Consider the following 26,926-nt stretch of genomic DNA (forward strand, 5'->3'; position numbering starts at 1 on the left):
AAACGCTATAAGATATATTTTAGAAATAGTCGTCTGACATTCGTCAGATGGCTATTTTTTTTTACTTTAGATTTCATTTTTACAATATGTATGATATAATCGGAGACGTACATGGGCAGGCGTCCATACTAAAAAAGCTTTTGCTGGAGATCGGGTATCAGAAGTCTGAAGCAGGATACGTTCATCCTGAACGTAAAGCAGTATTTGTAGGCGATTTTATCAACCGGGGGCCCGAAATAAAAAAAACAATCCGGATAATTCGCTCTATGGTTGAAAATGGGAATGCTTTGGCTGTTCTCGGAAATCATGAAATAAATGCCATAATATATTATCTGAAGTTTAAGACAGGGGATCCTTTGGTAAAATCTTCCAATAAAAATTTTTTCGCATTGTTTAAAACCATTAATCAATTTGCAGGAAATGCAGATGAATTATTAGGGCATTTGAAATGGATGCGGACATTGCCGTTATTCCTGGATATGGGAGATTTTAGAGTTGTTCATGCATGTTGGTCGCAGCCTGCAATTGACTTTTTTAAAGAAAATATTCCTGCCGGAAAGATAAAAAAGAGCGTTTTTCGCGAAGCTTACCGGAATTCAAAATCAGAAATAGGTAAACATATTTGGACATTAACCAAAGGAATTGATTTTAGTCTTCCCGGTGATCTGAAGATAATCAACAATAAAGGAGTGTCTCCCCGCATGTTCAGGATGCGATGGTGGGAGAACCCACAAGGCAAAACATTTGAAGAGATGTCGTTTGAGAGTAAATTTTTACTTCCGAATTATACTATTCCGCAACAAATTATCCCGGAAAACTATGTTTATCCCGAAGATGCTCCCATTGTCTTTTTTGGGCATTATTGCAGGGGAAGAGGACCACATATTGTAAAATCAAATATTTGTTGTGTCGATTCGTGTGTAAATGGTACAAAAAAACTAACTGTTTACCGCTGGAATGGTGAAAAAACATTAAACAAAGAGAATTTGCTTCAGGTTGGAAAATAAATTTATTTTAATTAATTGATTTTTAGGTGTTTGGAGTGTTTTTAAAAAAATCGTTTTTTATATTGCAGAAAAAAAAAGAAAGTATATATTTGCAACACCTTTGAAAAGCGTATTTGGCGAAATCAAAGGTAGTTCATTAAAAGAAACGGTGGCGTAGTTCAGTTGGTTAGAATGCCGGCCTGTCACGCCGGAGGTCGCGAGTTCGAGTCTCGTCGTCACCGCTTATTTTTTTTGATGGACACCATTTTATTGGTGGCGTAGTTCAGTTGGTTAGAATGCCGGCCTGTCACGCCGGAGGTCGCGAGTTCGAGTCTCGTCGTCACCGCAAAGCATCATTCCGATAAGAGTGGTGCTTTTTTTATTTAGTTTAATACAGTCTTATTAAAATCGTTTGAGTAAAAGGTGTTGTTTTGTTTATCTTTTAGTTCGATGGAATCGATTTTACCTGAACCAAAAAAGGAGTATTTGATTTCAAGAAGTTTTCCGAGTGAATAAACATAATCACTTTCAAAAATAACTTCCCCGGCCAGAAATATTTGGATATAGTTGTTTTTTGTAGTGACTTTTACATCAAGCCAATCAGACATATCAACCGAAAATGCAGACAGATCATTAAATTCTCCATCCAGTTTTTTCTCTGAAACCTGAAAAGTTGCGTACCTGGAACACTTTAGTTGTGTAAATCTGAGATTTACAACTCCTGACTCAGCTGTTAATACAATATCTATATCGTAACAGGAAAGACTTCCGCTTGTTGCATTGTTTTGCACTCTTGTTTGAAAAGTGAGAGAATCAAGACTTTTTTCAAAAGGATAGGTGCATCTGTAGCTCGTCCAATAGTTTGCTTGCCAGTTGGTAACCTGTGTTTTTAATTGTTCGGGAGGACTATAAAAGAAATGTTCAAGACGATAGAAACTTTGATTTTGAAATGGTTTAAAAAGTTCGGGCTGATTGTTTGGAAAACAACCGGCAATCCATTCTTTTGTCCAGCTAATAACTGAAATTGTATCCAGTGTTTTTGCCCGTGTGTATAAAAATACATTATAAATACCTGGCTCGCTGTAAAAATAATTTACCATTTTTTTATCAGGGGGGAGGAAAGTTTCCTGGTTATGGTTAAAGGAACAGAAAACACTGTCTTTTATTTTACTCACATCGTATTTGAATGTCGCAGTAAAAGGAGCTTCATCTCTCTTGTTTTCGCAAGAAAATAAAAAAGCTTGAGCTTGAAACGGGCTATATTTTGTAAGAAGAAGCCCAAGCAATAAAATGACGAGAATTAACAAAAAGGAAATTATATATATTTTAGGTAGATTTATTTTTAGGGATTTAGAAGGTTCTTTTTTTGCTAAGCTGTCAATATACTTATTTAGTGCATGTTGAGTAAATGCCTGTGGTTGATAGTTTTCTGAACTGACTTTTCTTTTACCAAAAACTCGTTTTAATGTTTCGTCGCTAATTCTGTCTCCTGTTTTCTCCTCAATGTTTTTACTAAGTTCTTTAAAATGGAAATTAGTCCACTCTTCCAGAACAGGCCAGTTGTAAGATTCAATAATTGAACGTTTTATTTTATCCGGATCGAACTTTTTCATCGTATTTGTAAGGTGTTGTTAATTAGCCGCTCTCTGGCGTGACCAATAATGCTTTTCTTTGCTCTGTATTCTGCTTTCCCTAAAATTCTTAATTCTTATTTTATTGAAATAGCTTTAAAGCTTAATTACAAAAATATCAAAATATACAGATTCAGGAAATTATGAAGTGATTCTTCAAAGATCTTCCTGCCGGGTAAGAAAGCGAGACGACAAATTATTAGCAGACCATAGTTTAATATTCAAAAGAATAGTTATGAAAAAGTACTCAATTTATTTATTAACGGGCTTGAGAATTTTGGTAGGCTGGCACTTTTTGTATGAAGGAATTGCCAAGTTGATGACACCAGGTTGGAGTGCAAAACTTTACCTGCTCGGCTCCAGATGGGTTTTTTCGGATGTTTTTCATCGTATGGCTGAATCGGATGCTATCATGAAGATCGTTGATTTTATGAATATTTGGGGGCTAATTTTGGTGGGGATTTCATTGTTTCTTGGATTGCTTACTCGTTGGTCCTCAATTGCGGGTGCATTGCTGTTGTTTTTCTATTTTGTAGCCTATCCGCCCATTCCCGGCTATACTTTTGGAACAGTTATGGAAGGAAGTTATGTATGGGTAAATAAAACTTTGATAGAATTTTTTATTCTTTTGGTATTTGCTTTTATTCCGTTTGGCTTTTTATTTGGAGTTGACCGTTTACTGAAAAGCTGGAAGGAAGAAAAAGCCAATGCGCCAGTTCCGTTAGAGAAAAATGAAACGAGTTCGCTGCAACGAAGAGAGGTATTAAGAAATCTAATTAGTGTGCCTTTTCTGGGAGCTTTTGCTTATGCAGCTTATAAAAAACAACGTTGGGATAGTTATGAAGAAAAGTTCTTAAATACAGGTGAAACAGACGCTGTTTCCGGGGCAACGTTGAAAAGCTTTAACTTTTCTTCATTGGATGATTTAAAAGGAGAAATTCCAAAAGGTAAAATTGGGGACCTTGATTTTAGCCGTCTGATTATGGGCGGAAACTTAATTGGTGGATGGGCGCATTCCCGCGATTTGATTTATGTTTCCCGCCTTGTTAAAGAATATCATAGCGACGAGCGCGTAATAATGACGCTTCAGTTGGCAGAAAGATGTGGTGTTGATTCAATCATTACCAACCCTTCATTGGGAAGAATTATGAACAAATACTGGCACGAAACCGGTGGTAAAATAAAGTTTATTTCAGATTGTGGGTACGGAAAAGGATTTTTGGAAGGGATAGAAAAATCACAGGAAGTAGGTGCATCTGCAATGTATTGTCAGGGAGGGATTGCCGATCGTATGGCTCAAAACAACGATTTTGAAACCATTCAAAAAGGAGTGGATTTAATAAGAAGTTATGGAAAACCCGCAGGGATTGGTGCACATAAAATTGAAACAATACAAGGTTGTGTAGAGAGGGGAATAAAACCCGATTTTTGGGTGAAAACATTACACCATCATAATTATTGGTCGGCGCAGCCCAATGCAGAGCAGCACGATAATATGTTTTGTTTTAAACCAACCGAAACCATAAAATTTATGAATCAGCTGGAAGAGCCTTGGATTGCCTTTAAAGTGTTGGCTGCTGGTGCTATTTCTCCGCAAGAGGGATTTAAGTTTGCCTTTGACAATGGTGCCGATTTTATTTGTGTGGGAATGTACGATTTTCAAATCGTTGAAGACTGCAATATGGTGGTTGATTCACTTGCAAATGTAAATCGAATCAGGCCATGGAGAGGATAATTTGACAAACTCCAAACAAAATAACAGATAAAAAATCGGGGATGGCAAATTTGTCATCCCCGTTTAATTTCGATTGGGTTAAGTTTACATTAAGGGAAGGAGTGCTTAATAATGTAAGCGTTGTTTCAATTTTGTTGCTTACGCTCTCCAATAGTCTTTTGTAGCCATCGCTATTATAGTGTACATCATCTTTTTTGCTACTGTAATTTTCCATTTCGGGCTCCCTTCGGTTATTAATACCGATAAACGGAATATTATTTTCATCATTCTTTCTGTACAGTTTTTTCCGAATGACGCTTAACTCCGGGAAGCGAAAAAGGATTTAAAGGTGCTGTGAGTAAGCAAGCTTGCAATTTTTATACTTAATTTTTTTTTAATGAACATAGTTTTCAGTCCTTTTTTTTAATTATTCCACATTAAGGTGCTAACTGTACAGCCCGTTATTGTCGTGGATTCCCGAGTGGCTGTGTTTGTCCAAGGTGTTTTTTATTCATTTTATCGATTTTATTTCTACTCTATTAGCCGGTTAATAGTTCAGCCAGAGATGAAGTATGGAAGTTGAGAAAAAATTCCAACTTCCATAAAATCATTGATTATTAATTATATGCCTGGTTTAGTTCCTCTTCCTGAATAGGAATAGACCAAACAAAACCTTTGTCGGTGTAAGGAACAGAACCATCTCCCCGTTCACCGTTTCCAACATCAATTTTTAGTCCGCGTAAATAGTCAATCCTGTCGCCTTCCATAAACATTTCGATGAGGCGTTCGTCATTAATCATTTGTTCGGTAATATTGCCGGAAGTTACATAACTGTCTGAAGACTCGTAGGATTCTCCTGCTACCGTTTCATCCCATGCTCTTTTCCGGATCATATTCAGATCATCGGCAGCACCTTGTTTGTCGCCCATTTTAAACAAGCAAATTGCTCGGGTGAGATACATTTCAGCCAGCCGGATTGTAGGAACATTAGTGTGCTCTTCACCGGGTCCTCTGAAATACTTATTGGCAAGAATGGTTCTCCATTCCAGGTTCGTCCGGGTTTCATAATATTTGTCATCATCTCTTTTTTCTTCCGGAATATTTGCAGCCTCTCTAATCGCCATCAATTGTTGAAACCGTTTGTCTCTTTTGGCAATAATGGTTATTGTTGTATCGCTTTTGGGAGCTTCCATCCAGCCTAAACGTTGTAAAGTTGAATAATCCATATGAGTTGCCACAAACGGACAGGGAGCTGACCTTAGCATGTGACTAAAACACCCTGCATGGAGGTTTTGGTTTCCGGTTGTTTCATCATAGCAAGGAGTGTACATAATGGTTTCCATTCCTCGCGCAAGCGTACTTTTATTAAATGCTTCAATAGGCTCTTCATTTAAATTAAAATCACCTCCATTTTGCTCAATAACAAAACTTACATAATTTTCTGTGTTTTCGTAATCGCCCATAGCAAAGTACGAGCGTGCAACCATGGCGGCTGCAGCAAATTTATTTGCCCGCCCCGCCTGATATGAGATGTGCATAAGGCCTTCTATATAACGCTCCGGTAATATTTCATAAGCTTTCTGAAAATCAGCAAGAATTTGCATCCAGATCTCTTCGGTGGTTCCAATTTCTGAATTTGAGGCTTCTTCATATGAACTTGCTTTCGTTGTTCGAAGTGGAATTTGTGGAGAACTGTTGTCTCCTCCCGGAACATAAGCATCACAAAAAGTAGTTGCTAAAGTATAATATGCAAACCCCCGCAGAAAATAGAGTTCTCCAACAATTCTGTCAAGATTATTTACTTTGTCTTCTTCTGTGATTTTTGGATATGGATTTCCATTGTTTTCTTCAACAAACTGAAGGGCATCGTTTACCGAGGCTATCACTTGATAACAATTTTGAAATAGAGAATTTAGCCACGATTTGTTGTTCTCTGTGTCACGGTACCATCCCCATGCTGCATCGCCCGGAGTTGCCCATGCAACGTCATCGGCAACAGCATTTTTATATAAATACCAGTAGTTATATCCGTTTCCCCATGAAAGATTTGTCGAAAATAATTGCCGGTACGAACCAATAGGAGCTCTTTCAAATTCGTATAAGGAAAGCCACGGACTTTCCACCGGCCGTTCAAGGTCGAAAAAATCGTTGTTTTCGCAAGATGAAACAAAAATTAGTAGCAGTGCCAGATATATTATTTTTTTCATAACGAATAGATTTTAAAATTTAACAGAAACGCCAAATGTTGCAGTAAATAATTGTGGTATATCCCATTGTCCAACCGTACCTAGTCCTTCCGGATCCCAGCCCGGGTATTTGGTAAGAGTGAGTAGGTTCTCAAACGTTGTATATACCCGTAACCCTTTAAACAGTCGCCCAGCTTTTGACGACTCGGGAAGGGTGTATCCGAGTGTTACCGATTTTAGTTTTAGGTAGTCTCCTTTAAAAAGAAATTGATCGGTGTTGGTTCTTGGGTCTCCCAGGCCAACAACACTTCCATCATTCAGAACAACATTCCCTTGCCAGTTTACTCGTTGGTACTTTGCATTGTCTCCCGGCGACTTCCAATAATTGTCGTATACTTCTTGTAACATACGTCTTGTCCCGCTGTAGTCAGTAGCCATATTTCGCATAAACTCATCAAAAATATAGTTGCCCCCTGAGAAGGTGAGCAGAAAGCCGAGGTCAAAAGCTTTGTACATAAATTTGTTGGTAAGTCCGCCATAAAACGCAGGTATTTGGTTTTTTCCTTTTAAGTGGAACTTGTTTGCATTTGCATTTGCATTGCTGTTAATTATTTTGACATCATTTCCGCTTTCATCTTTTAATCTTTGCGTTTCACCTGTTTCGTCATAATGTTCAGTATCCAGGGCGTATATCATTGATATTCCTGTCTCCGGATCAACTCCTGCAAATTCAGCAAGATAATACTCCCGCACGGGGTAACCTGTTTTTGTGATGTATGCGCCACTTACCATGCCTGCTCCTGTTTCGTCAACTCTGGGAACCAGTTTTTTAACTTCATTATGGTTAAAGGAGATATTAAATGAAGTTTGCCATTTAAAGTTTTGCGATTCAATATTCATGGACGTAAAATTTAGCTCGACTCCGGAATTAACCAAATCTCCGATATTTCCGTAAATGGAACTTATCCCGGAGGAGTATGGGAGCTCTGTAGCTAAAAGTAAATCCTCAACATATTTGTTATAGTAAGCCAGCGAACCGTTAACCCTGTTGTTTAAGAAGCCAAAATCTACACCAATATCAAAATTGTTTGTCGTTTCCCAGGTTAGGTTCGAGACACCAATACTTGAAATCAGGGTTCCGTTGGTTGCTATTAAATCGACACTTCCATACGCATATCCGGTTCCGTATTTTGAGGCATCCAAGCCTGATGGAATATTGGCATTTCCGGTTTGTCCAAAACTACCTCTGATTTTCAGGAAGTTATTTTCACCAAAAGCGCCCATGAATTCTTCATCGGAAATGATCCATCCAGCCGAAAGCGCGACAAAAGTCCCCCAGCGGTATTCAGACGTGAATACCGAAGATCCATCGCGGCGGAGACTGATTCCAGCCAGGTATTTGTCTTTGTATTTATAATTGGCACGTCCAAAATAGGCCAAAAGGTAACTTTCTCCGTATAAACCCGAACTCATGGTAATCATTTGACTGGGTGTTCCCAGCTGTTTATAGCTTCCAACCAGATCTTGTCCTTCCATTTTTCTTCCCCAGGTACGTGAACGCTGAGCTTCTGCTCCTCCCACTGCGTTAAAACTGTGGTCTCCTATGGTTTTGTCATATTTCAGAAACAGGTTGTAATTATATGTGCGAATTGTATTGGCTACATCCTGAGCCCAGGAACCATCCCATCTTACTTTTTCTGATAACCAGGTATTTCTGTTTACCTGAACAAAATCAACTGAGATTTCCGATCGCAATGCAAGCTCTCTTAAAAAGGGGAGAGAATATTCTCCATATATGTTTGCCAATGCCCTGTACATCTCAACATCCTGTACGATGTTGTCCCTGTCGCTCAAAGCCACCGGATTTCCCAGGTAAGGGTTAAAATATTCATTTGGATTTTCAAGGCTGTAAACCGGGTTAAAAGTTGCTGCGCTTACATTTAAAAAGCTAAAACCGCCTGCACGGCCACTGTTATTTCCGCTGCTAGCATCATAAAAGTTTTTTCCCCGGTTGCTGTTTGATAAAGAGAAATTTAGTTTTGCCCCGGTTTTAAAATTTTCGTGTGGGTGTAAATCAACATTTGCGCGTAATCCGTATCTTTCTAGATCATCATTTAGCATTACGCCTTTGTCTTTTCTGTAATTGGAGGAGATAAAATAGCTAACTTTTTCAGCCCCCCCCACAAATGAGAGGTTTACGCTATGGAAACTACCTTTTTGCATTGCCTCTTTAAACCAATCGATATTTGTTGTTTCAGCCTGATTACGGGTGAGTTTTTCGGTAGCATAACCTGAACCTCCATAGAAATCATCCATGGTGTAGTTTCCTAACCCGTATGATTGTTTTGCTTCATCTCTGATTTCAAACCATTGAGTTGTGTTAACAAAATCAACTTTTTGAAGCGGAAGGTCTGAAATACCTGTACTGTAATCGATATTAATTGAGCTCTGTCCGGCTTTTCCCGTTTTGGTGGTTATTATAATAACGCCATTTGATCCGCGGGAACCATAAATGGATGTAGCTGCCGCATCTTTTAATATTTCTATTGATTCAATATCGGCCTGATTTATAAGCGACATTGGCGATTGCTCTGATGTATAATCTGCACCGGTACTTGCACTGGTAATAATTGGCACTCCATCAATAATCCAAAGCGGAGAAGTCCCGGCACTTATCGAACTTAAACCTCTTACTTTTACGGAAACTGAAGAACCGAGCCGGCCGGATGAAGTTTGCACACTGGCTCCTGCCGCCTGGCCTTGTAATAACGATGTAAAGTTGCTGACGCCGGAAATCGTTTCAATGTCTTCCGATTTTATTGATGCTATACTTCCTATTACATCCCTTTTCTTTTGTGTTCCGTAACCAACAGCAACAACTTCTTCAATACCTATGGCGTCTTCTTCCATTGTAATATTTATCGAGCTTAGTCCGCTGACAGCTACTTCCTGCGATTTCATCCCCACAAATGAAAATTTGAGAATTCCGTCATCTGGTACTCCGGTTAAGGAAAACTCTCCGCTTGCGCCGGTGACGGTTCCTTTTGTTGTACCTGTTAAAACAACAGTAACACCGGGTAGAGGTTGTCCACCGGAATCAGTTACTTTCCCTGTGACTGTTTTTTGTTGCGCTTTCGATTGAGATTCTTCTTCGGACAATTTAGAACTGGACAACACGATAAATTTGTCTCTGATTTCATAATTTGTATCCGTTCCGGCAAACAGAATGTTTAGTAGTGTTTCTATTTTCTGATTTTTTACATTTATCGAAACCTCTCTGTTGACATCAATAAATTTTCCACTGTACATAAAATAGAAGTCACTTTGTTCTTCAATTACAGATAAAACCTCTTTAACGGTAGATTTTTCCATGTCAAGACTTAATGTCTGGGTCTGCGAGTAGGTTTTGCTCGCGAAAACGCCGGCAATGGAAATCATAAAAAACAGGCTTGTTAGCTTCATAACCAAAATAATTTTTTTTAGTTTGAGAACCCACGAACTCTCAAACAAGTCAGAATTTTTTTTCATACTTTTGTTTTGATTAGTTTTAAATTTCCCTGTGCCATAAAAACAGGGTTATTTGCTTATTTTACAGGGAGATGTTGGCGCATTTCCCTGTTGCTTTTAGTGCGTTTATGTTGATATATTCGTTTTCTTCATAAGTTGATTATTTTTTCGTTTAGTTTCTTGCTTCGATAATTATTTTTTGTTTTGAAAATGTTCCGTTAGCTAATTTCTGACGAGGAAGTATTTTATAGTTTATTGGTGTTGCAATTGCCATCAAATCCAAGATCTGATAAAGAGGTTCATTATCAAAAGTTACGGTGTAATTATAATCCCTGATTTTTTCATGTATTTCTATTTCGACACCAAACATCCTTTCAAGTTTTTCAGCAACTTCCGTTAATGGTGCATCTTCAAAAATTAGTTTTCCTTCTCTCCATGATATATATTTATCAATGCTTCCCTGTGAGCTGGTAATTTTACCGTCGGTGTTATCGTAGCTTACGTGTTGCCCCGGTTTCAAAGCTCCAATTATTTTTGTTGCTCCTTCTGAATTCTTCTTTTCAAGTACAACTTTACCTCTGACAAGGGTTGTTTCAGTCTTCTTTGTATTTGGATAAGCAGAAACGTTAAAAGATGTACCTAATGCTTTTATATCCAGTTTTTTTGTTTTAACTATAAATGGAATTTTTGTGTTATGAGCGACATCAAAAAAGCCTTCTCCTGCCAACACTACTTCTCTTGTTTTTCCTGAAAACCTTCGGGGGTATTTTAGTTTGCTTCCATAATTCAAATGTGCAATTGAACCGTCGGAAAGTTGAACGATAGTTTTGGAGCCTGCAGGAGCTATTGTTTCAATCGAGTCTTGTTGGAGCTGGTTTGTGTATACAGGGTTCTGATTTGTTAGCGTATAAAATAGAAATATCGACACAGGAATCAACAAAACAGCTGCAACGCGGGTAATCCAATTTAAAATAGGAATTGTTTTGTTGCTTTTCTCTTTCAGGTCATTTCTGTTTATTTCATTTTGAATTTTGTCAAATAGTTTTTGAAATGTTTTGTCGCTAAGCTTTTTATCATCAAATAAAAATGAATCCCAATCTTCACGGGCCCAGTCAATACTAGCTTTATTTGTTGCTTCTTTGTTGGCCCAGCGAATAACTTCTTCCAGTTCCTTTTCGCTGCACTGGTTATTCATGAATTTTATAAGCGTTTCTTTTGTCATTTTTTTCTTATTTACCGTTCCGATTTACTTTTCAGATATTTATGCCAAATTAATGGCGACACACGATTGTTCCCATAGTACATTAAGTTATACGCCGGAGTTTTGGGGAGGAAGTATCGAAAATGTGTTTTTTTACAAAAATAAATAAACGAACAACAAGCAGATTACTGCCTGGTTGGTAAGGTGAGACTTTAAGAATGAAAGGGTATTTGTTATGTGTTTTTTTACTGTATTAACTGAAATACCAAGTTTTTCTGCGATTTCGCTGTGGGTTAATCCTTCTTCTCTGCTTAACTGAAATATTTCTTTTTGTCGGGGGGTAAGCCGGTTTAATAAATTTTGAATCGTTGCATCTAGTTCGCTAAATTGAATTTCATCAATAATATCGGGAGAAGCTGTTATTTGCTGCAACGATTTTAAATTCTCAAGATACTTTTTTTCTCTGAGCCTTTTTCTGAATAAATTTATTGTGGTGTTGTAGGCGATAGTAAAAAGGTAGGAGTCAAAAGAGGAATTTTCATCAATGGTTTCCCGTAAATTCCATATCTTAACAAATACTTCCTGAACAATTTCCTCCGCATCTTCTTCTTGTTTTATATATCTGTAAACGAAGGCATAAATTCTTTTGCTGTATTTTTCATAAATGTTATAGAAAGCTACCCTGTCTCCTGTCCGGAGAAGTGACAAAAGCTCTTTATTTGTCTTTGTAACTTTCAAACTTATTGGTAATAATATATATTTTAAATTTATTTTATGTCTGTTTTTCAGCGGGTAAACTGATTTTAGCCAATATACATATTTCTCTTAAAGTAATAAAATCCTAATTGGTCTTTTTTTTGTCAGTATTGATGATCGAAAGATATGAAAGGTTAGAGCGCGCCCAGATTTTTAAAAATTTAATTTGATTTTTAGGAAAAACGAAAAGACGATAAATGCATTGATATAGATCAATATAGAATTTTTTCTTTATTGTATCCTGTAAATCAATAATTTAGAATCGCTTAAATGTAGGTTTTATTTATTAAAACTGTCTTAACTTTTATATAAAACTTTAAATAATTTAACCTAAAATTTTAATTATTCTTATTTCTTTACGACAATGATTAAAATTTTTCTTTTAAATATAATCATAGCACTTGTACATCTGGGGTCGTATGAAACCTGTGGAAAGCTTTATGGCATTAACATTATTTCCAATGGAATATGTAATAATACGATTGCATTTGGGGTTAATAATGGTTTTTTTAAAAATGCTACGACCTGTTCACCTGGCAAGGATTTTCCCGCAACAGGAAGTTTTTCCGGAGGTCGGGACTTTGGTGTAAAATTTGTAAAATCTGACATTGAGAATTTCAGGTTTGAATCAAAAAGTTACCGAAACAGATTTTTGTTTTTTCTTACCGGTGTTTCCCCTCCTGTTAGAACGGAAGTATAAACCGTTTTTAAGGTTCGCCATCTGTAGGAACCTTATTTTAATATTTTGAATTTAAGTTCATTTTAAAATAAACAGTAGAAATTTTGCTGTAATGGGGATTATTGTTTTAAAAAAATAAAATCAAATCTAAAATTGAATTGAAATATGGGACAAAATTTAGGAGATGTAATATCGATAATGGCTGTTGGAATGGTCACGGTGTTTGTTATTCTTTGGTTAGTTGTGATAATCGGAAATGTGATAATACGAATTACAAACAAATATTTCCCGGGAGTTGAGACTGTAAAAACACAGAGAACTCAAACTTCGGAAATGTCGTCATCAGGAAAAATAGCAGCTATTGTTGCGGCTGTTGATATTGTAACCAATGGAAAGGGACAAATAGCAAAAATAACAAAAGTATAAACCAGATAAAATCAAAAAAAATGTCAAAAGAAATCAAATTTAGCTTATTATATCGCGATATGTGGCAGTCTTCGGGAAAGTACGTGCCACGCGTAGACCAATTGTTAAAAGTTGCTCCGGCAATTATTGATATGGGATGTTTTGACCGTGTTGAAACCAATGGCGGTGGTTTTGAGCAGATAAATCTCTTATTCGGGGAAAATCCAAATGTGGCAAACCGGCAGTGGACACAACCTTTTAACGATGTTGGTATTCAAACCCATATGCTGGAGAGGGCTTTGAATGGAATTCGGATGAGTCCGGTACCTGCAGATGTGCGTAAATTAATGTATAAAGTGAAAAAGAAGCAGGGAACAGATATCGCCCGTTCTTTTTGTGGGTTAAATGATCCACGAAACCTGGAAGGTTCGATTAAGTACGCCAAAGAAGGAGGAATGATTTCTCAGGCAGCATTAAGTTTGACCATCTCAAAAGTTCACACCGTTGAGTATTATACAAACCTTGCAAACCAATTGATTGAAATGGGAGCTGATGAGATTTGTATAAAGGATATGGCAGGAATTGGTCGTCCGGCTTACCTGGGAAAATTGGTGAAAAATATTAAAGATAGTCATCCGGAAACCGTTGTTCAGTATCACTCGCACTCTGGTCCCGGTTTTGCCATGGCCTCTATTTTGGAAGTAGCCCGTGCCGGAGCCGATTATATTGATGTGGGTATGGAACCGCTTTCATGGGGAACCGGACACGTCGATTTATTGGCTGTTCAGGCGATGTTAAAAGATGCAGGTTTCTCAGTGCCGGATATTAATATGAAAGCCTACATGGAAGTACGTTCGCTGACACAAAGTTTTATTGACGACTTTTTAGGTTTTTATATCAATCCGAAAAACAGGCTGATGAACTCGCTGTTGATTGGTCCCGGTTTGCCCGGTGGAATGATGGGAAGTTTGATGGCTGATTTGGAAAATAATCTGTCGAGTTTAAATAAATGGAAAGCTAAACGAGGCCAGAAAGAACTTACTCAGGATGATTTGCTTGTTAAATTGTTTGACGAAGTAGAACACATTTGGCCAATGTTAGGATATCCTCCACTGGTAACGCCATTTAGCCAGTATGTAAAAAATCTGGCGCTAATGAATGTAATTCAGCTGGAAAAAGGAAAAGAACGCTGGTCGATGATTGCTGATAATATCTGGGATATGATTTTGGGCAAATCAGGAAAATTACCCGGAGAATTGTCTCCTGAAATTATAAAGTTGGCTGAAAAGCAAGGCCGCGAATTCTACACTGAAAATCCACAGGACTTATATCCCGATAACCTGAATTCTTTCAAAGAAGAAATGAAAGCCAATAATTGGGATTTTGGGCAGGATGATGAAGAATTGTTCGAATTGGCAATGCACCCGGAACAGTACCGCGCATATAAATCAGGCGAGGCGAAAGCTGCATTTGAAGCCGATTTGGCAGCAAAAAAGGCTCCGAAAGAGGAAGCTAAACCTGCTGCTAAAAATGGGAAAACAGTTGCTGCAGATTCAAACGGCTGTGAGCCTCGAAACCTGAATATTGAAGTGAACGGAGAAAAATTTGTTGTTAAGGTTTCTTGTGGCGATGCCGATAAAAATGGATCAGCCAATGGAAAAGCCCGGGAGGAAAGTGCTCCCCTTAACGGAAACGGGAAAGTCAATGGGAATGGCAATGGAAGCGCTAATCTTGCAGAAGTAATTGCACCATTGGAAGGAAAATTCTTTTTAACCAAAGATTCATCGGAAACAGCTGTAAAACCAGGCGATAATGTAAACGAAGGAGATGTGATTGGATACATCGAATCGATGAAAACTTACAATGCCATTATCGCAGAAACCTCGGGAAAGGTAGTTGAGGTATGTTTGGCAAACGGAGAAGCAGTTGAAGAAGATGACGTACTTTTAAAGTTGCAGTAAAATATGCAGGATATTTTTTCGAGATTGTTTGAAATGACCGCTTTGGGAGACATTACATTCAAAACGGTTATTATGTGGGTTATAGCATTTGTTTTGCTGTATTTGGGAATTAAAAAGAAGTACGAACCATTATTGCTTGTTCCGATTGGTTTTGGCGTATTACTGGCCAATTTCCCCGGAGCAAACATGGGAATCGTTCCATCAGATTTTGTTGAACTTGATGCTGGAAGGTATAAAAACCTGTTCGAAATTGCCCACGATTACGGAATTATGAACTACCTGTATTATTCTCTGATTAAGACAGGTTTCCTTCCACCTATTATTTTTATGGGTGTAGGCGCTTTAACCGATTTTGGACCGATGTTACGAAACCTGAGACTTGCCTTCTTTGGGGCTGCTGCTCAAATCGGAATATTTACGGTTATGATTGCCGCTATATATATGGGATTTACCACAAAGGAAGCAGCGTCACTCGGAATTATCGGTGGTGCTGACGGACCAACAGCAATTTATACAACCATCATGTTGGCTCCGCATCTGCTCGGGCCAATCGCAATTGCCGCGTATTCCTACATGGCGTTGGTGCCGGTAATTATTCCCTTGGTGGCAAAGACTCTAATGAATAAAAAGGAGTTTACGATTAGTATGAAGGAAATGGATAAAAAGTATCCGCCAAAACATCAGATTAAAAACCTGAAAACGGTAAAAATAGTCTTCCCGATTGCACTCGGAACAGTTGTAGCTATTTTGGTTCCTTCTTCAGTACCACTTTTGGGGATGTTGCTTTTTGGTAACCTTGTAAAAGAAATTGGGACTTCAACAAGTCGTTTGTCAGAAGCAGCCACCGGGCCAATTATGAATACGGCGACTATTTTTCTTGGGCTGGCTGTTGGAGCTACAATGACTTCGGATGTTTTTCTTACTCCTAAAACACTGGGAATTGTGGTTGGTGGTTTTATCGCCTTTGCAATATCAATTAGCGGAGGTATTTTAGCGGTGAAAGTGTACAATATTTTCTCTCAAAAGAAAATTAATCCGCTTGTAGGCGCAACCGGATTAAGCGCTGTTCCGATGGCGTCGCGTGTAGCAAATGAACTGGCTTTAAAGTATGACCCGAAAAACCATATTTTACAGTACTGCATGGCGAGCAACATATCTGGTGTTATTGGTTCAGCTGTCGCAGCCGGGGTATTAATTTCTTTGGTTTAACAGAGAACTATTTTTTTTAATAACTGTTATCCTGATACTATAATACAACTTATAGTATCAGGATTTTTTGTTGTGATTTCTATGAAACAACGATTGTTATCGGGCCAGAATTGCTTAACAAAAAGTTAAATGAAAAAAATTGATGTGTTTAAATAATTATCATAATTTCTAAAAAATTCGAATAACAATTAAATCTTTTAAAACATTACGTTCATGAAAAAGATCACTTTAGTTTTTTGCGCATTATTATTTGTCGGTACAATTGCTAAAGCGCAGGCACCTTTACAGGAAGGAGAAATGCAGATAAATGGCGGAGTTGGTTTATCAAATTATGGATTGCCGTTATACGGCGGACTTGAGTATGGAATTGGTTACAATATTTCGGTTGGAGGCGAAGTAAGTTATCGCGGTTACCACGAAACTTATTCATCTACCAAATGGAATCATGCTATTTTTACTATGGCAGCTATCGGAAATTACCATTTTAATGAATTACTGGAAATTCCCTCTGAGTGGGATTTTTATGCAGGTTTGTCACTCGGATACTCTGCCTGGTCTTCAAAATACGATGGAAACGGAAGTTTTAGCTATGCCGGTAGTGGTGGCTCCGGTTTATATCTGGTTGGCCAAATTGGCGGGCGTTATTTCTTTAATGAAAATGTTGGTTTGAATGTTGAATTAGGAGGTGGAAATTATTCCGGTGGTAAAATTGGAGTTACTATAAAGTTGTAAAAGAAACAGGTAGTTACGTGCTTGTATTTAATAGAGCATCAGGAGTTGCTGTTGAATATTTTTAATTTAACAGCAACTCCTAAATCTTTATTACTTTTTGAACCAAATTTGATTAGACATTTAGATATCCCCAAGTCCTACGCCAAGCGAAATCGTAAAATAAAGATCTCCTCCTTTTGAAATTTCCTTATTCGAAAGAAAATAGTCGTAGCCAACACTTGGCCTTATAAACAAAAATCCTCCGGGACTGTAAATATTTTTACTCTGCCATTTTTTTAAAACAAAATCGCAGGACGCACCAACTCCCGGGCAGAATGTTCCGATGAGGTTGTTTTTGGGTTCCGAGTCGTTATCGTCAGCCAGCGATGATTGAGAGTTTATCTCATATCCACCAATAACGAGGTATGGGTAAAAGTTCACTTTGTCAGTCGAATACAACGATTGTCCGATTTTTAGACCGTATTTTAGACTGCTTATTTTGTCGCCGGCGGGATGTGTCCAGTTTTTATCTTTTACAGGCAAATCGTTTATCGAAACTTCACGGCTTACGCTTCCGCTCATAAATAATGAAAGATACAGACGATTCAGAAAACCATCAATTTCAAAATTCATTATGTGCATATGCGAATCAAAATTGTCTGTAATGTTTCCGTTCAGAAATTCATTCCCGTACCCTAAACAAAAATTCATTCTTCCTGTAAATGTTAATTGCCGGAGTTGATTTATAAAAACAACATACTCAGAATCGGGATTACCTTTTACATAATTTTTTAGCGATTTATTGAGCTCAGAATAATCGTCGTTCATATAATACCTGATGTATAAACGAATCACTTTTTTATCGGCCTCGGAAAGTTGGCTTTTGTCTAAATCTTCCATGATAAAAGACATTTCTGTTCCAAGATACTGGTGAATTTGATCTGAAATCGATTCTACCTGAAAGGTTTGTACTTTACCTTCCAGCAGCGAATCCCAGTTTTTTGCATTATAAAGGAAAAGTTCAAAATTCCGGTTCGCCAGCGAAAAAAGAATCTCTTCCGCGGGATACAGAACAATGTATTTTTCATCTACTGTATTTTTCAGATAATTAAGCGTTGAAACCGCTCCGTCATGGTCTCCCGAAATGGTTTTATCGGCCAGTAGTTTTCTGCCGTTTCTGATGATTAATTCCGTAGAGTCGGTAAATGCTATGATTTCCTTTTTTATGTCGTCTTGTGCGATAGTTGTTAATGTAAAAAACACCAGAAGAAAAAGGATGATGTATTGTTTCATAGTTGTATTGGTTACGTTGTGTTGGCCGAAGCTAACAGTTTTTTTAACTGTTTGTTTTAAGACGTTAAAAAAATTCAAAAATGTTAAGTCAATGTTGCCACCATCACCGCTTTTATGGTATGAAGTCGGTTTTCAGCCTGGTCAAAAACAACAGAAGCTTTGCTTTCAAAAACTTCTTCTGTTACCTCCATGGCTTCGATACCAAATTTCTGATAAATTTCTTCACCAATTTTTGTATCACGGTTGTGAAAAGCAGGTAAACAATGCAGAAATTTCACATTCGGATTTCCGGTTAATTTTATCACATTTGTGTTGATCTGGTAGGGGAGAAGCATTTGAATCCGATCGGCCCAAACTTCCTGAGGTTCACCCATTGAGACCCATACATCGGTATATAAAAAGTCGCAATTTTTTACCGCTTCCTCAACGTTCTCAGAAACAGTCATTTTTGCTCCCGTGGTTTTGGCAATTTTAAGACATTCGTTTTGAAGTTCTCCCGAAGGTTGACAGTTTTTTGGCGCAGCCGCCCTGAAATCCATTCCAAGTTTTGCCGCTCCTACCATCAATGAATTGCCCATATTATTTCTTGCATCTCCTAGAAAGCAGAGTTTTATCTCAGAAAAAGGCTTGTTTGAGTGTTCTTTTATGGTAAGAAAATCAGCCAGGATCTGAGTGGGATGAAATTCATTTGTCAATCCGTTCCAAACCGGAACACCTGCATATTTTGCCAGTTCCTCAACAACATTTTGTCCAAATCCGCGGTATTCAATTGCGTCATACATTCTGCCCAAAACACGTGCGGTATCCTTCATCGATTCTTTTTGACCAATTTGCGAACCGGTTGGACCAAGATACGTAACATGAGCTCCCTGGTCGTAGGCAGCCACCTCAAAAGCACAGCGTGTGCGTGTTGATGCTTTTTCAAAAATGAGAGCTATATTTTTTCCTTTTAATAGACGATCTTCTGTCTGGCTTTTTTTTGCATATTTTAAATCTTCGGCAAGTTCCAACAGGTAATAAATTTCTTCCGGTGTAAAGTCAAGTAATTTTAAAAAGCTCCGGTTTTCAAGGTTAATGGCCATATCTTTCTTTTTTGTTTTTTTTAAATTTAGTTTTCGTATTCCATCGTTATTTTCGAACCAAACGATTTATCTTCCAGTTTTTTGGCTTCTGTTATCACACTCTTTTTGCCCCCGTTTTTTACAAAATTGAGACATGCTTTAATTTTGGGTTCCATTGTTCCTTCTGAAAATGTCCCCATTTCAAGATATTTTAGCGTATCAACATAATCTAAAAACTCGAGTTTTTTCTGGGTTGGTTTTCCAAAGTTTTTATAAATAAACGAAACATCGGTAAGAATATAAAGCTCGTCGGCATTTATGTTGGTTGCCAGCAAGCTTGAAGCCATATCTTTATCGATTACAGCATCCAGTGTTCTTACATTTTTCTCGTCATCATAATACACCGGAATTCCTCCACCTCCCGCAGCAATAACAATGTTGCCGTTTCTGACCAACGATTCAATCGTATCTTTATTTATTATTTCCAGCGGAACTGGTGAGGGAACAACCCTTCTGTATTTGCCTTCAGCTTTTGTTGTGGTTTTAAAAATCCAGTTTTTTTCTTTTGCCAGCCTGTCAGCTTCTTTTTGGGTATATAGTTTCCCGATTCTTTTTGACGGATTCGAAAATGCCGGGTCATTTCGGTCGACCTCAACCAGTGTTACCATTGTAATAACATTCTTTTGAATACCATGCTGATTGAGCACATTTCGCATCATCCTCTCAAGCATGTAGCCAATCCCTCCCTGCGAATCGGCAACACATATATCAAGTGGCATAGGAGCAATATTATAAACTTGTTCACCGGCATCGTTACGCATCAATATGTTTCCTACCTGGGGGCCGTTTCCGTGCGTTATAACCAGCTCATAACCATCATTTATCAAATGAACAAGGTTTTCCAGTGTCTCTGTAGAATTTTGTTCCTGTTGTTCAATCGTACCTTCCTCATTTTCTCTTAAGATGGCATTGCCACCAAGAGCTACCACTGCCAGCTTTTTCATGACAAATCATTTAATCTTCAAACAAACTTAAAGATTTAGAGGAACCTAAAATATGGAGTTTTGTCATTTTTAAAACTGCTTACTATATTATAAAACAGTGGCTTGAATTTTTTAGTTACAATTTTTCGGATGACATCTGTTTGGTATGACAGATTGTTGAAAGGATATTTTTTTTATTAACACTTTGCATTTTAGGGGATTCAATTTTATGAAGAAAATATTCGCCTGCTACCTGCGTTTTTTTAGTTAGATTTGCATTTTATTAAACAAATATTTTTGAAATGGCCGTAAAACGAAAAAAGCCAAAAAATCCAACAAAAAAAGCTAAAAAATCAAGAACTCCATTTTTTAAAAATGAGAAGTTTAAGTTTGTTTTTGGAGTTTTGGTTTTATTGGTTGCAACCTATTTGTTGATAGCCTTTATTTCGTTTCTGTTTTTTGGGGCTGCCGATCAGAGCAAGCTTGACTTGCCGTGGTCGAAACTCATATTTGATTCAACAATTAAAGTTCAGAATAAAGCTGGTAAAACAGGAGCCTGGCTCTCTGAAGTTATCTTTAATCAGGGATTTGGACTGGCTTCTTTTATTTTTATTTATCTGCTGGCTATAATCGGATTTAAAATACTGGGGAGAAATAAAGGGCGATTTAGCAAAAACTTCTTTTTTAGTTTTGTTCTGCTGATATGGTTGTCGGTGACACTCGGGCTGATTTTTACAAAAACCGATGGAGGCTCAGCTATATATGCCGGTGGGAAATACGGTTTTGTATTAAGTAACTGGTTGAGTTCACTTATCGGCACATTTGGTGTTGTTTTGCTTTTGTTTGTTTGTGCTGTTATAATTTTTGTTGTCCGTTTTGACAAAGGTTATCACTGGCTTAAAAACCGGCTAAAGAGAAAAGATAAAGTTGACATTGCAGCTCCCGGAGAGGAACAGGAATCCGCAGAAGAACCTGATATCACTGACGATTCAATTTCAAAAGTTATTGAAGACGACGATATCGTAAAAGCAATTTTTGAACCCGACTCGGAAGAAGATGATTCACTTGAAGTGGAAATTGCATCAGAAAAAGAAGAGGAAGTAAATGAAGAAAAAAGTGAAGAAGAGGAGGAACTGGAATTGACCGTTAAAAAGATTCAGGAAGAGGAAAGAGACCCACTTCAAAACGAGGAAATGGAAGATTACGATCCCACTCTCGATTTATCTGAATTTAAATTCCCCACACTTGAACTTTTGGAAGACCATAATCTTGGAAACGCTGAAGTAAGCAATGAGGAGTTAATTTCAAACAAAAACAAAATTGTTGAAACACTTCGTCATTATAAGATTGAAATTACAAAAATCAGGGCTACCATTGGGCCAACGATTACTTTATACGAAATAGTACCTGCTCCCGGTATTCGCATTTCAAAAATTAAAAATCTGGAGGATGATATTGCACTTAGCCTGGCGGCTTTGGGAATTCGAATCATCGCCCCAATTCCTGGCAGAGGAACCATTGGTATTGAAGTTCCAAATCAGAGTCCGGAAGTGGTTTCAATGCGTTCGATTTTGAGTTCAAAGAAATTTCAGGAGAATACGGCAGAACTTCCGGTTGCACTTGGGAAGACCATTTCGAATGAAACCTATTTGTTCGATTTGGTTAAAATGCCACATATTCTGGTTGCGGGGGCCACTGGGCAGGGAAAATCGGTTGGAGTAAATGTAATTATTACTTCCTTGCTGTATAAAAAGCATCCTTCGCAATTAAAATTCGTTTTTGTAGACCCTAAAAAGGTAGAGTTAAACCTTTATTCGGTGCTTGAAAAACACTATCTCGCAAAACTTCCCGGCGAAGAAGAACCGGTTATTACCGATATTCAAAAAGTAAAAAATACATTGAATTCCATTAACGTTGAAATGGATCAGCGTTATGACCTGCTAAAAAAGGCACATGCACGAAATGTAAAAGAGTACAACAAAAAATTTATAAGCCGCAAATTAAATCCTGAAAAAGGGCACAAATATATGCCTTATATTGTGGTTATTATAGATGAGTTTGCCGATTTGATAATGACTGCCGGCAAAGAAATTGAATTGCCAATTGCAAGGATTGCACAGTTGGCACGTGCCGTTGGTATTCATATGATAATAGCCACACAACGTCCTTCAACGAATATTATAACGGGGGTAATAAAAGCGAACTTCCCTGCGCGAATTGCATTTAAGGTGGCTTCGATGATTGACTCCAGAACAATTCTGGATACACCGGGTGCAAACCAGCTTATCGGGAAAGGAGATATGTTAATCGCATCAGGAAGCAATATTACCCGAGTACAGTGTGCATTTGTAGATACACCCGAAGTGGAAAAAGTATGCTCCTTTATTTCGGAACAAAGGGGGTACCCAACCGCATTTTTGTTACCTGAATATGTTGGAGATGATGAACCAGGGCCGGGAGAAGTTGACCTGAACAATAAAGATGAATTGTTTGATGATGCGGCGCGTGTGGTTGTGATGAACCAGATGGGATCGACATCAATGATTCAGCGAAAATTTTCAATTGGTTATAATCGGGCAGGAAGAATAATGGATCAATTAGAGGCTGCCGGTGTTGTCGGACCCAGTGAAGGAAGTAAAGCACGACAGGTACTTATTCAGGATGAATACAGTTTGGAACAATTGTTGAATAATTTAAATTAGAACGCCGTAATTTTTCAATATAAATTGTGTTGAAAGCAATGAAAATTAGCTGGCGTTCCTGAATGTTTCCAAATTTTTTGAATATTTGCAGCCGAAAAAATTAAAAACAGATGAAAAAGATATTTCTTACAAGCATAATTTTTATTTCTTTCTTGTTCTCGTTTGCCCAGGGAGACGAAAAAGCAAAAGATATTTTAGAACAGGTAAGCAGTAAAACGCGTTCTTATACTACCATTGAAGCTGATTTCTCTTTCACAATGGAAAATAAGGAGATGGAAATTCATGAAGCAAACGACGGAACAATAAAACTCAAGGGGGAGAAATATACAGTGGTACTTCCGGATCTTGGAGTAAAAATATATTCTGACGGGGAAACACTTTGGAATTACATGGAAGATGGAAACCAGGTAATAATCTCTACCATTGACGAAGAAAGTGGTGACTTGATGGATCCTTCCTCTCTGTTTAATATCTACGAGAAAGGTTTTCAATCAAAATTTGTTGAGGAGAAACAAGAAGGAAGCAAATCGTTATATATAATTGACTTGTTTCCTGACGAAAATTTTCAGGAAGTATCAAAAATAAATATCGCTGTCAATAAGTTAACATTAATGATTGATTCTGCAACGCTTTATGAAAGCGGCGGTAACATGTATGGTATAAAAGTAAAGAATATGGAAACCAATAAATCTTTTCCTGATTCCGACTTTATTTTCAATGCCGATGAATATGAGGATGTAGAAGTTATTGATTTCCGGTAGCCTGATTTGATTACTTATACATTTTTGGATCGAGCAACAATTTATCTGCCGATGAGATTTCAATAAACGATGCTCCTGAGTCTTCACCAAACCGGCCACCGATATATATAATAAGGTCTTCTTTTTTAATCGTCTTTTCCCTGATTAGGTTTTGAATTGCCGCCTTCTGAATTTTTAGTTTATTCTTTTTCATAGGCAGGTACGACGGGTAAACTCCAAAAGAAAGTGCCAATTGTCTGACGACCTGTTCTGAATGACATTTGGCCAGAACTGGTGTGGTTGAACGATATGCCGAAATATATCTTGCTGTTTTTCCTGTTGTTGTTGAAGTTACTATTGCAACCGGATTAAGCTCTCGCGCCGCTCTCAAAGCCGACTGCGCCAAATATGCCGGTATTTCATGTTTTACAGGTGGTAGAATAACGTCGTAGCGCTTATCCCGATCAGGCTCCACTTCTTTGGCAATTTTTACCATCATCTGTATCGCTTCAACCGGATATTTTCCGTACGCGGTCTCTCCACTCAGCATAATAGCGTCGGTACGTGCATAAATAGCACTGGCCACATCGCCCACTTCTGCACGAGTTGGACGCGGGTGTTCAATCATACTGTGCAGCATCTGTGTCGCAATTATCACCGGTTTTTTCTGGATAATTGCTTTTCTGATTAAATTCCGCTGCACGGTTGGAATTTGTTCCGCGGGAAGCTCAATGCCCAAGTCGCCTCGGGCAACCATAATTCCGTATGCAGATTCTAAAATTTCATCAATTTTGTTAACACCTTCCAGGTTTTCTATTTTAGCGATGATTTTGATTTTGCTGTTCTGGGCATCCAGAATTTTTTGAACCGCTTCAACATCTTTTTTATTCCGTACAAAAGAGTGTGCGATAAAATCCAATTCGTTTTCGATGGCAAAGTTTATAAATTCTTTGTCTTTCTCAGAAATAGAAGGAAGTTTGATTTTTACCCCCGGAATGTTTAAACTTTTATTATTTTTAATGGTGCCGCTGTTTTCAATCCGGCTAACCAAATAATCCTTTTTTTTCTCAACAACAGTGATTTCAATATCGCCATCATCGATTAAAATTTTGTCGCCCTCGTTTACATCCCTCACAAAGTTTTTATAGTTCACACAGATATGTGCGTTTCCTGTTTCCATTTCATGATAGGCTATTGAAATATTTTGCCCTTTGGTAACTTCAAGTTGGTTTTGGGTTTTGCAGGTTCTGATTTCCGGTCCTTTGGTGTCGATCAGAATAGCAATTTTGTTCGAGACCGTACGTATGTTCTCAATGAGTTTTTTTCCGCTCTCTTTGCTGATGTGAGCCGTGTTTATTCTCGCTACGTTCATTCCGGCCTCGTAAAGAGATTTTATAAAATCCACATCACATTTTTGGTCGGATATTGTTGCAACAATTTTTGTTTGTCTCATGTCTTTAATTATAAAAGGCTGCAAATGTAGAACTATTTGTCTCTTTGTATTTCATTTCGGACTAAACAAAAATTAAATTTAAGATTGAAGTAGTATTTAATCTTTATTCGCCAAATAACTTTGAATTGCAAGCGTATATGAATCCAGTCCAAAACCCATAATACATCCTTTACATACCGGCCCGATTATAGATTTGTGCCGGAAATCTTCGCGCGACAAAGTATTTGATATATGAACTTCAACAACCGGTGTTGTTACACCTGCAATTGCGTCGCGTATAGCAACTGAAGTGTGAGTATAGGCTCCGGCGTTAATAATTATGCCATCGCAGTCAAACCCAAATTCATGAATCTTGTCGATTAATTCTCCTTCAATATTTGATTGAAAATAATTTAATTCAACTTCCCTGAAATTATTCTTTAATGTATCAAAAAAACTGTCAAAGCTTTTGTCCCCGTATATATTCTTTTCCCGTTTTCCCAATAGATTTAAATTTGGACCGTTGATTATCAATAATTTCATTACATTTCGATTTTAATTTTTTTTATAGTAACTTTATATGTAATCAATCGTACTAGTATTCAAATAATTAAAAAATAGTACTGATTCTATTTCAAAATTATTTAAATAAAACGATTAACAAAATATAAAATTAATGATATGAAGTGGGAGGATAGTAAAAAAGGTTACGAGAATTATTTGAGACTGGAAAAATCGCTTTCGCAAAATTCAGTTGCGGCATATATCAATGATATAAATAAGTTGGTCGAATTTTTAGAAAAGAACTTTAAAAAAATTGCACCGGATAAAGTTAAACTTTCGCATTTGAAAAGTTTTGTTGAATGGCTGAATGAAAGAGGTGTTAGTCCCAGAACGCAAGCTCGTACAATTTCAGGTATAAAATCATTTTACAAGTATCTTTTAATAGAAGGAAAAATTAACAGCGATCCAACTGCTTTGCTGGAGTCTCCTAAAATAGGGAGAAAACTTCCTGATATTTTGACAATGGAAGAAATTGATTCGTTGATTGAAGCAGTTGACCTGGAAAAAGCAGAGGGACAGCGTAATAAAGCAATGCTTGAAACACTATATAGTTGTGGATTAAGAGTTTCGGAACTTGTAAATTTGAAACTTACCAATCTCTTTTTCGATCAGGGGTTTGTAAAAATAGAAGGAAAGGCAGACAAGGAAAGGCTTGTACCGGTAAGCAACAGAGCAATTGAAGAAATAAATAAATATTTGAAAGGGTATCGTAAAACGTTGAAAATAAGTAAGGAAAGTGAGAATGTGCTGTTTCTGAACAGGAGAGGTAGAAAGTTAAGTAGGGTTATGATTTTCACAATTATTAAAAATTTGGCTGATAAAATTGGTTTGGAAAAAAAGATAAGCCCGCATACATTCAGGCATTCATTTGCAACGCATTTAATTAATGGAGGTGCTGATTTGCGCGCTGTTCAGGAAATGTTAGGGCACGAATCGATATTGACAACAGAAATCTACACCCATTTAGACCGTGATTATCTTCGTACTACCATTCATCAGTTTCATCCAAGATCTTAAAATTTTAATTTAAATAAAGAAAAAGAGCATTGAACAGAAAACCGATGCTCTTTTTTTTGAGATCATATCGATAAAATTATTTAACAAGTAGAGAGCAAAAGTTAATTGTTAAGATATTGTTTAATTGGAGCTAAAAAGCGACTAAATCAAAACCTTTATCGGCCGGGGTTAGAAAAAAAAGTTATTTT

General features: G+C 37.4%; 21 protein-coding genes and 2 tRNA genes. 12 read left to right on the forward strand and 11 right to left on the reverse strand.

Features of this window, described 5'->3' with window-relative positions:
* Nucleotides 1–86: 86 nt before the first annotated feature.
* The 3 genes from K5G00_RS22120 to K5G00_RS22130 all read left to right on the forward strand — a co-directional run bounded on the left by K5G00_RS22120 (nt 87) and on the right by K5G00_RS22130 (nt 1,332).
* The gene (locus K5G00_RS22120) at nt 87–1,007 is read left to right on the forward strand and encodes a metallophosphoesterase (RefSeq protein ID WP_238768595.1); all 921 of its coding nucleotides are present in this window, start codon (nt 87–89) and stop codon (nt 1,005–1,007) included.
* A 147-nt stretch (nt 1,008–1,154) separates the two neighbouring features.
* Nucleotides 1,155–1,228: transfer RNA gene (locus K5G00_RS22125), tRNA-Asp, on the forward strand.
* A gap of 30 nt (nt 1,229–1,258) precedes the next feature.
* Nucleotides 1,259–1,332: transfer RNA gene (locus K5G00_RS22130), tRNA-Asp, on the forward strand.
* 37 nt (nt 1,333–1,369) lie between these two features.
* On the opposite strand, the gene K5G00_RS22135 is transcribed toward K5G00_RS22130, so the two are convergent.
* Nucleotides 1,370–2,599 (reverse strand): hypothetical protein, encoded by a 1,230-nt coding sequence (locus K5G00_RS22135; RefSeq protein WP_238768597.1) that lies wholly within the window; start codon nt 2,597–2,599, stop codon nt 1,370–1,372.
* 253 nt (nt 2,600–2,852) lie between these two features.
* Between K5G00_RS22135 and K5G00_RS22140 the strand changes: the two genes are divergently transcribed.
* Nucleotides 2,853–4,352, forward strand: coding sequence for a DoxX family protein (locus K5G00_RS22140; RefSeq protein WP_238768599.1), 1,500 nt, complete (start codon nt 2,853–2,855; stop codon nt 4,350–4,352).
* On the opposite strand, the gene K5G00_RS22145 is transcribed toward K5G00_RS22140, so the two are convergent.
* The 5 genes from K5G00_RS22145 to K5G00_RS22165 all read right to left on the reverse strand — a co-directional run bounded on the left by K5G00_RS22145 (nt 4,333) and on the right by K5G00_RS22165 (nt 11,963).
* Nucleotides 4,333–4,566: a hypothetical protein gene (locus K5G00_RS22145; RefSeq protein WP_238768601.1), complete on the reverse strand. Its 234-nt coding sequence runs from the start codon at nt 4,564–4,566 to the stop codon at nt 4,333–4,335. The genes K5G00_RS22140 and K5G00_RS22145 overlap by 20 nt on opposite strands.
* Before the next feature lie 382 nt (nt 4,567–4,948).
* Complete coding sequence (locus K5G00_RS22150; protein ID WP_238768605.1) at nt 4,949–6,538, reverse strand: RagB/SusD family nutrient uptake outer membrane protein; 1,590 nt, start codon at nt 6,536–6,538, stop codon at nt 4,949–4,951.
* Between the two features lie 12 nt (nt 6,539–6,550).
* Nucleotides 6,551–10,045: a TonB-dependent receptor gene (locus K5G00_RS22155; protein ID WP_238768607.1), complete on the reverse strand. Its 3,495-nt coding sequence runs from the start codon at nt 10,043–10,045 to the stop codon at nt 6,551–6,553.
* Between the two features lie 151 nt (nt 10,046–10,196).
* Nucleotides 10,197–11,246, reverse strand: a complete 1,050-nt coding sequence (locus tag K5G00_RS22160; protein ID WP_238768609.1) for a FecR family protein — start codon at nt 11,244–11,246, stop codon at nt 10,197–10,199.
* A gap of 132 nt (nt 11,247–11,378) precedes the next feature.
* Nucleotides 11,379–11,963, reverse strand: a complete 585-nt coding sequence (locus K5G00_RS22165; protein ID WP_238768611.1) for an RNA polymerase sigma factor — start codon at nt 11,961–11,963, stop codon at nt 11,379–11,381.
* 382 nt (nt 11,964–12,345) lie between these two features.
* Here K5G00_RS22165 and K5G00_RS22170 point away from each other — a divergent pair, with 382 nt between their 5' ends.
* The 5 genes from K5G00_RS22170 (at nt 12,346) to K5G00_RS22190 (ending at nt 16,967) form a co-directional block, all read left to right on the forward strand.
* Nucleotides 12,346–12,681: a hypothetical protein gene (locus K5G00_RS22170; RefSeq protein WP_238768613.1), complete on the forward strand. Its 336-nt coding sequence runs from the start codon at nt 12,346–12,348 to the stop codon at nt 12,679–12,681.
* 144 nt (nt 12,682–12,825) lie between these two features.
* Nucleotides 12,826–13,086: an OadG family protein gene (locus K5G00_RS22175; protein ID WP_238768615.1), complete on the forward strand. Its 261-nt coding sequence runs from the start codon at nt 12,826–12,828 to the stop codon at nt 13,084–13,086.
* A 20-nt stretch (nt 13,087–13,106) separates the two neighbouring features.
* Entirely contained in the window at nt 13,107–15,026 is a 1,920-nt protein-coding gene (locus K5G00_RS22180; RefSeq protein ID WP_238768617.1) for a biotin/lipoyl-containing protein, read from the forward strand.
* A 3-nt stretch (nt 15,027–15,029) separates the two neighbouring features.
* Nucleotides 15,030–16,235 carry a sodium ion-translocating decarboxylase subunit beta gene (locus K5G00_RS22185; RefSeq protein ID WP_238768619.1) on the forward strand — a complete coding sequence of 402 codons (1,206 nt, stop codon included), beginning with the start codon at nt 15,030–15,032 and terminating at the stop codon, nt 16,233–16,235.
* Nucleotides 16,236–16,448: 213 nt separating this feature from the next.
* Nucleotides 16,449–16,967 carry a hypothetical protein gene (locus K5G00_RS22190; protein ID WP_238768621.1) on the forward strand — a complete coding sequence of 173 codons (519 nt, stop codon included), beginning with the start codon at nt 16,449–16,451 and terminating at the stop codon, nt 16,965–16,967.
* Between the two features lie 120 nt (nt 16,968–17,087).
* Here K5G00_RS22190 and K5G00_RS22195 read toward each other — a convergent pair whose 3' ends face one another.
* From K5G00_RS22195 to arcC, 3 genes are all read right to left on the reverse strand, one after another.
* Nucleotides 17,088–18,239, reverse strand: a complete 1,152-nt coding sequence (locus tag K5G00_RS22195; RefSeq protein ID WP_238768623.1) for a hypothetical protein — start codon at nt 18,237–18,239, stop codon at nt 17,088–17,090.
* Between the two features lie 83 nt (nt 18,240–18,322).
* Nucleotides 18,323–19,321, reverse strand: coding sequence for an ornithine carbamoyltransferase (gene argF / locus K5G00_RS22200; protein WP_238768625.1), 999 nt, complete (start codon nt 19,319–19,321; stop codon nt 18,323–18,325).
* 26 nt (nt 19,322–19,347) lie between these two features.
* A complete protein-coding gene (gene arcC, locus K5G00_RS22205) occupies nt 19,348–20,304 on the reverse strand; it encodes a carbamate kinase (protein WP_238768627.1) in 957 nt (318 codons plus the stop codon).
* 281 nt (nt 20,305–20,585) lie between these two features.
* Between arcC and K5G00_RS22210 the strand changes: the two genes are divergently transcribed.
* Both K5G00_RS22210 and K5G00_RS22215 read left to right on the forward strand, forming a co-directional pair.
* The gene (locus K5G00_RS22210) at nt 20,586–22,985 is read left to right on the forward strand and encodes a DNA translocase FtsK (RefSeq protein ID WP_238768629.1); all 2,400 of its coding nucleotides are present in this window, start codon (nt 20,586–20,588) and stop codon (nt 22,983–22,985) included.
* Between the two features lie 110 nt (nt 22,986–23,095).
* On the forward strand, nt 23,096–23,746 hold the full coding sequence (locus K5G00_RS22215) for a LolA family protein (protein ID WP_238768630.1): 651 nt from the start codon (nt 23,096–23,098) through the stop codon (nt 23,744–23,746).
* Between the two features lie 10 nt (nt 23,747–23,756).
* On the opposite strand, the gene pyk is transcribed toward K5G00_RS22215, so the two are convergent.
* On the reverse strand, nt 23,757–25,178 hold the full coding sequence (pyk, locus tag K5G00_RS22220; protein WP_238768632.1) for a pyruvate kinase: 1,422 nt from the start codon (nt 25,176–25,178) through the stop codon (nt 23,757–23,759).
* 96 nt (nt 25,179–25,274) lie between these two features.
* The gene (gene aroQ, locus K5G00_RS22225; RefSeq protein WP_238768634.1) at nt 25,275–25,700 is read right to left on the reverse strand and encodes a type II 3-dehydroquinate dehydratase; all 426 of its coding nucleotides are present in this window, start codon (nt 25,698–25,700) and stop codon (nt 25,275–25,277) included.
* A 138-nt stretch (nt 25,701–25,838) separates the two neighbouring features.
* Between aroQ and xerD the strand changes: the two genes are divergently transcribed.
* On the forward strand, nt 25,839–26,738 hold the full coding sequence (xerD, locus tag K5G00_RS22230; RefSeq protein WP_238768636.1) for a site-specific tyrosine recombinase XerD: 900 nt from the start codon (nt 25,839–25,841) through the stop codon (nt 26,736–26,738).
* The last annotated feature ends 188 nt before the right edge of the window (nt 26,739–26,926 follow it).

Source organism: Maribellus maritimus, from assembly GCF_022267315.1.
Taxonomy (GTDB): Bacteria; Bacteroidota; Bacteroidia; order Bacteroidales; family Prolixibacteraceae; genus Draconibacterium; species Draconibacterium maritimum.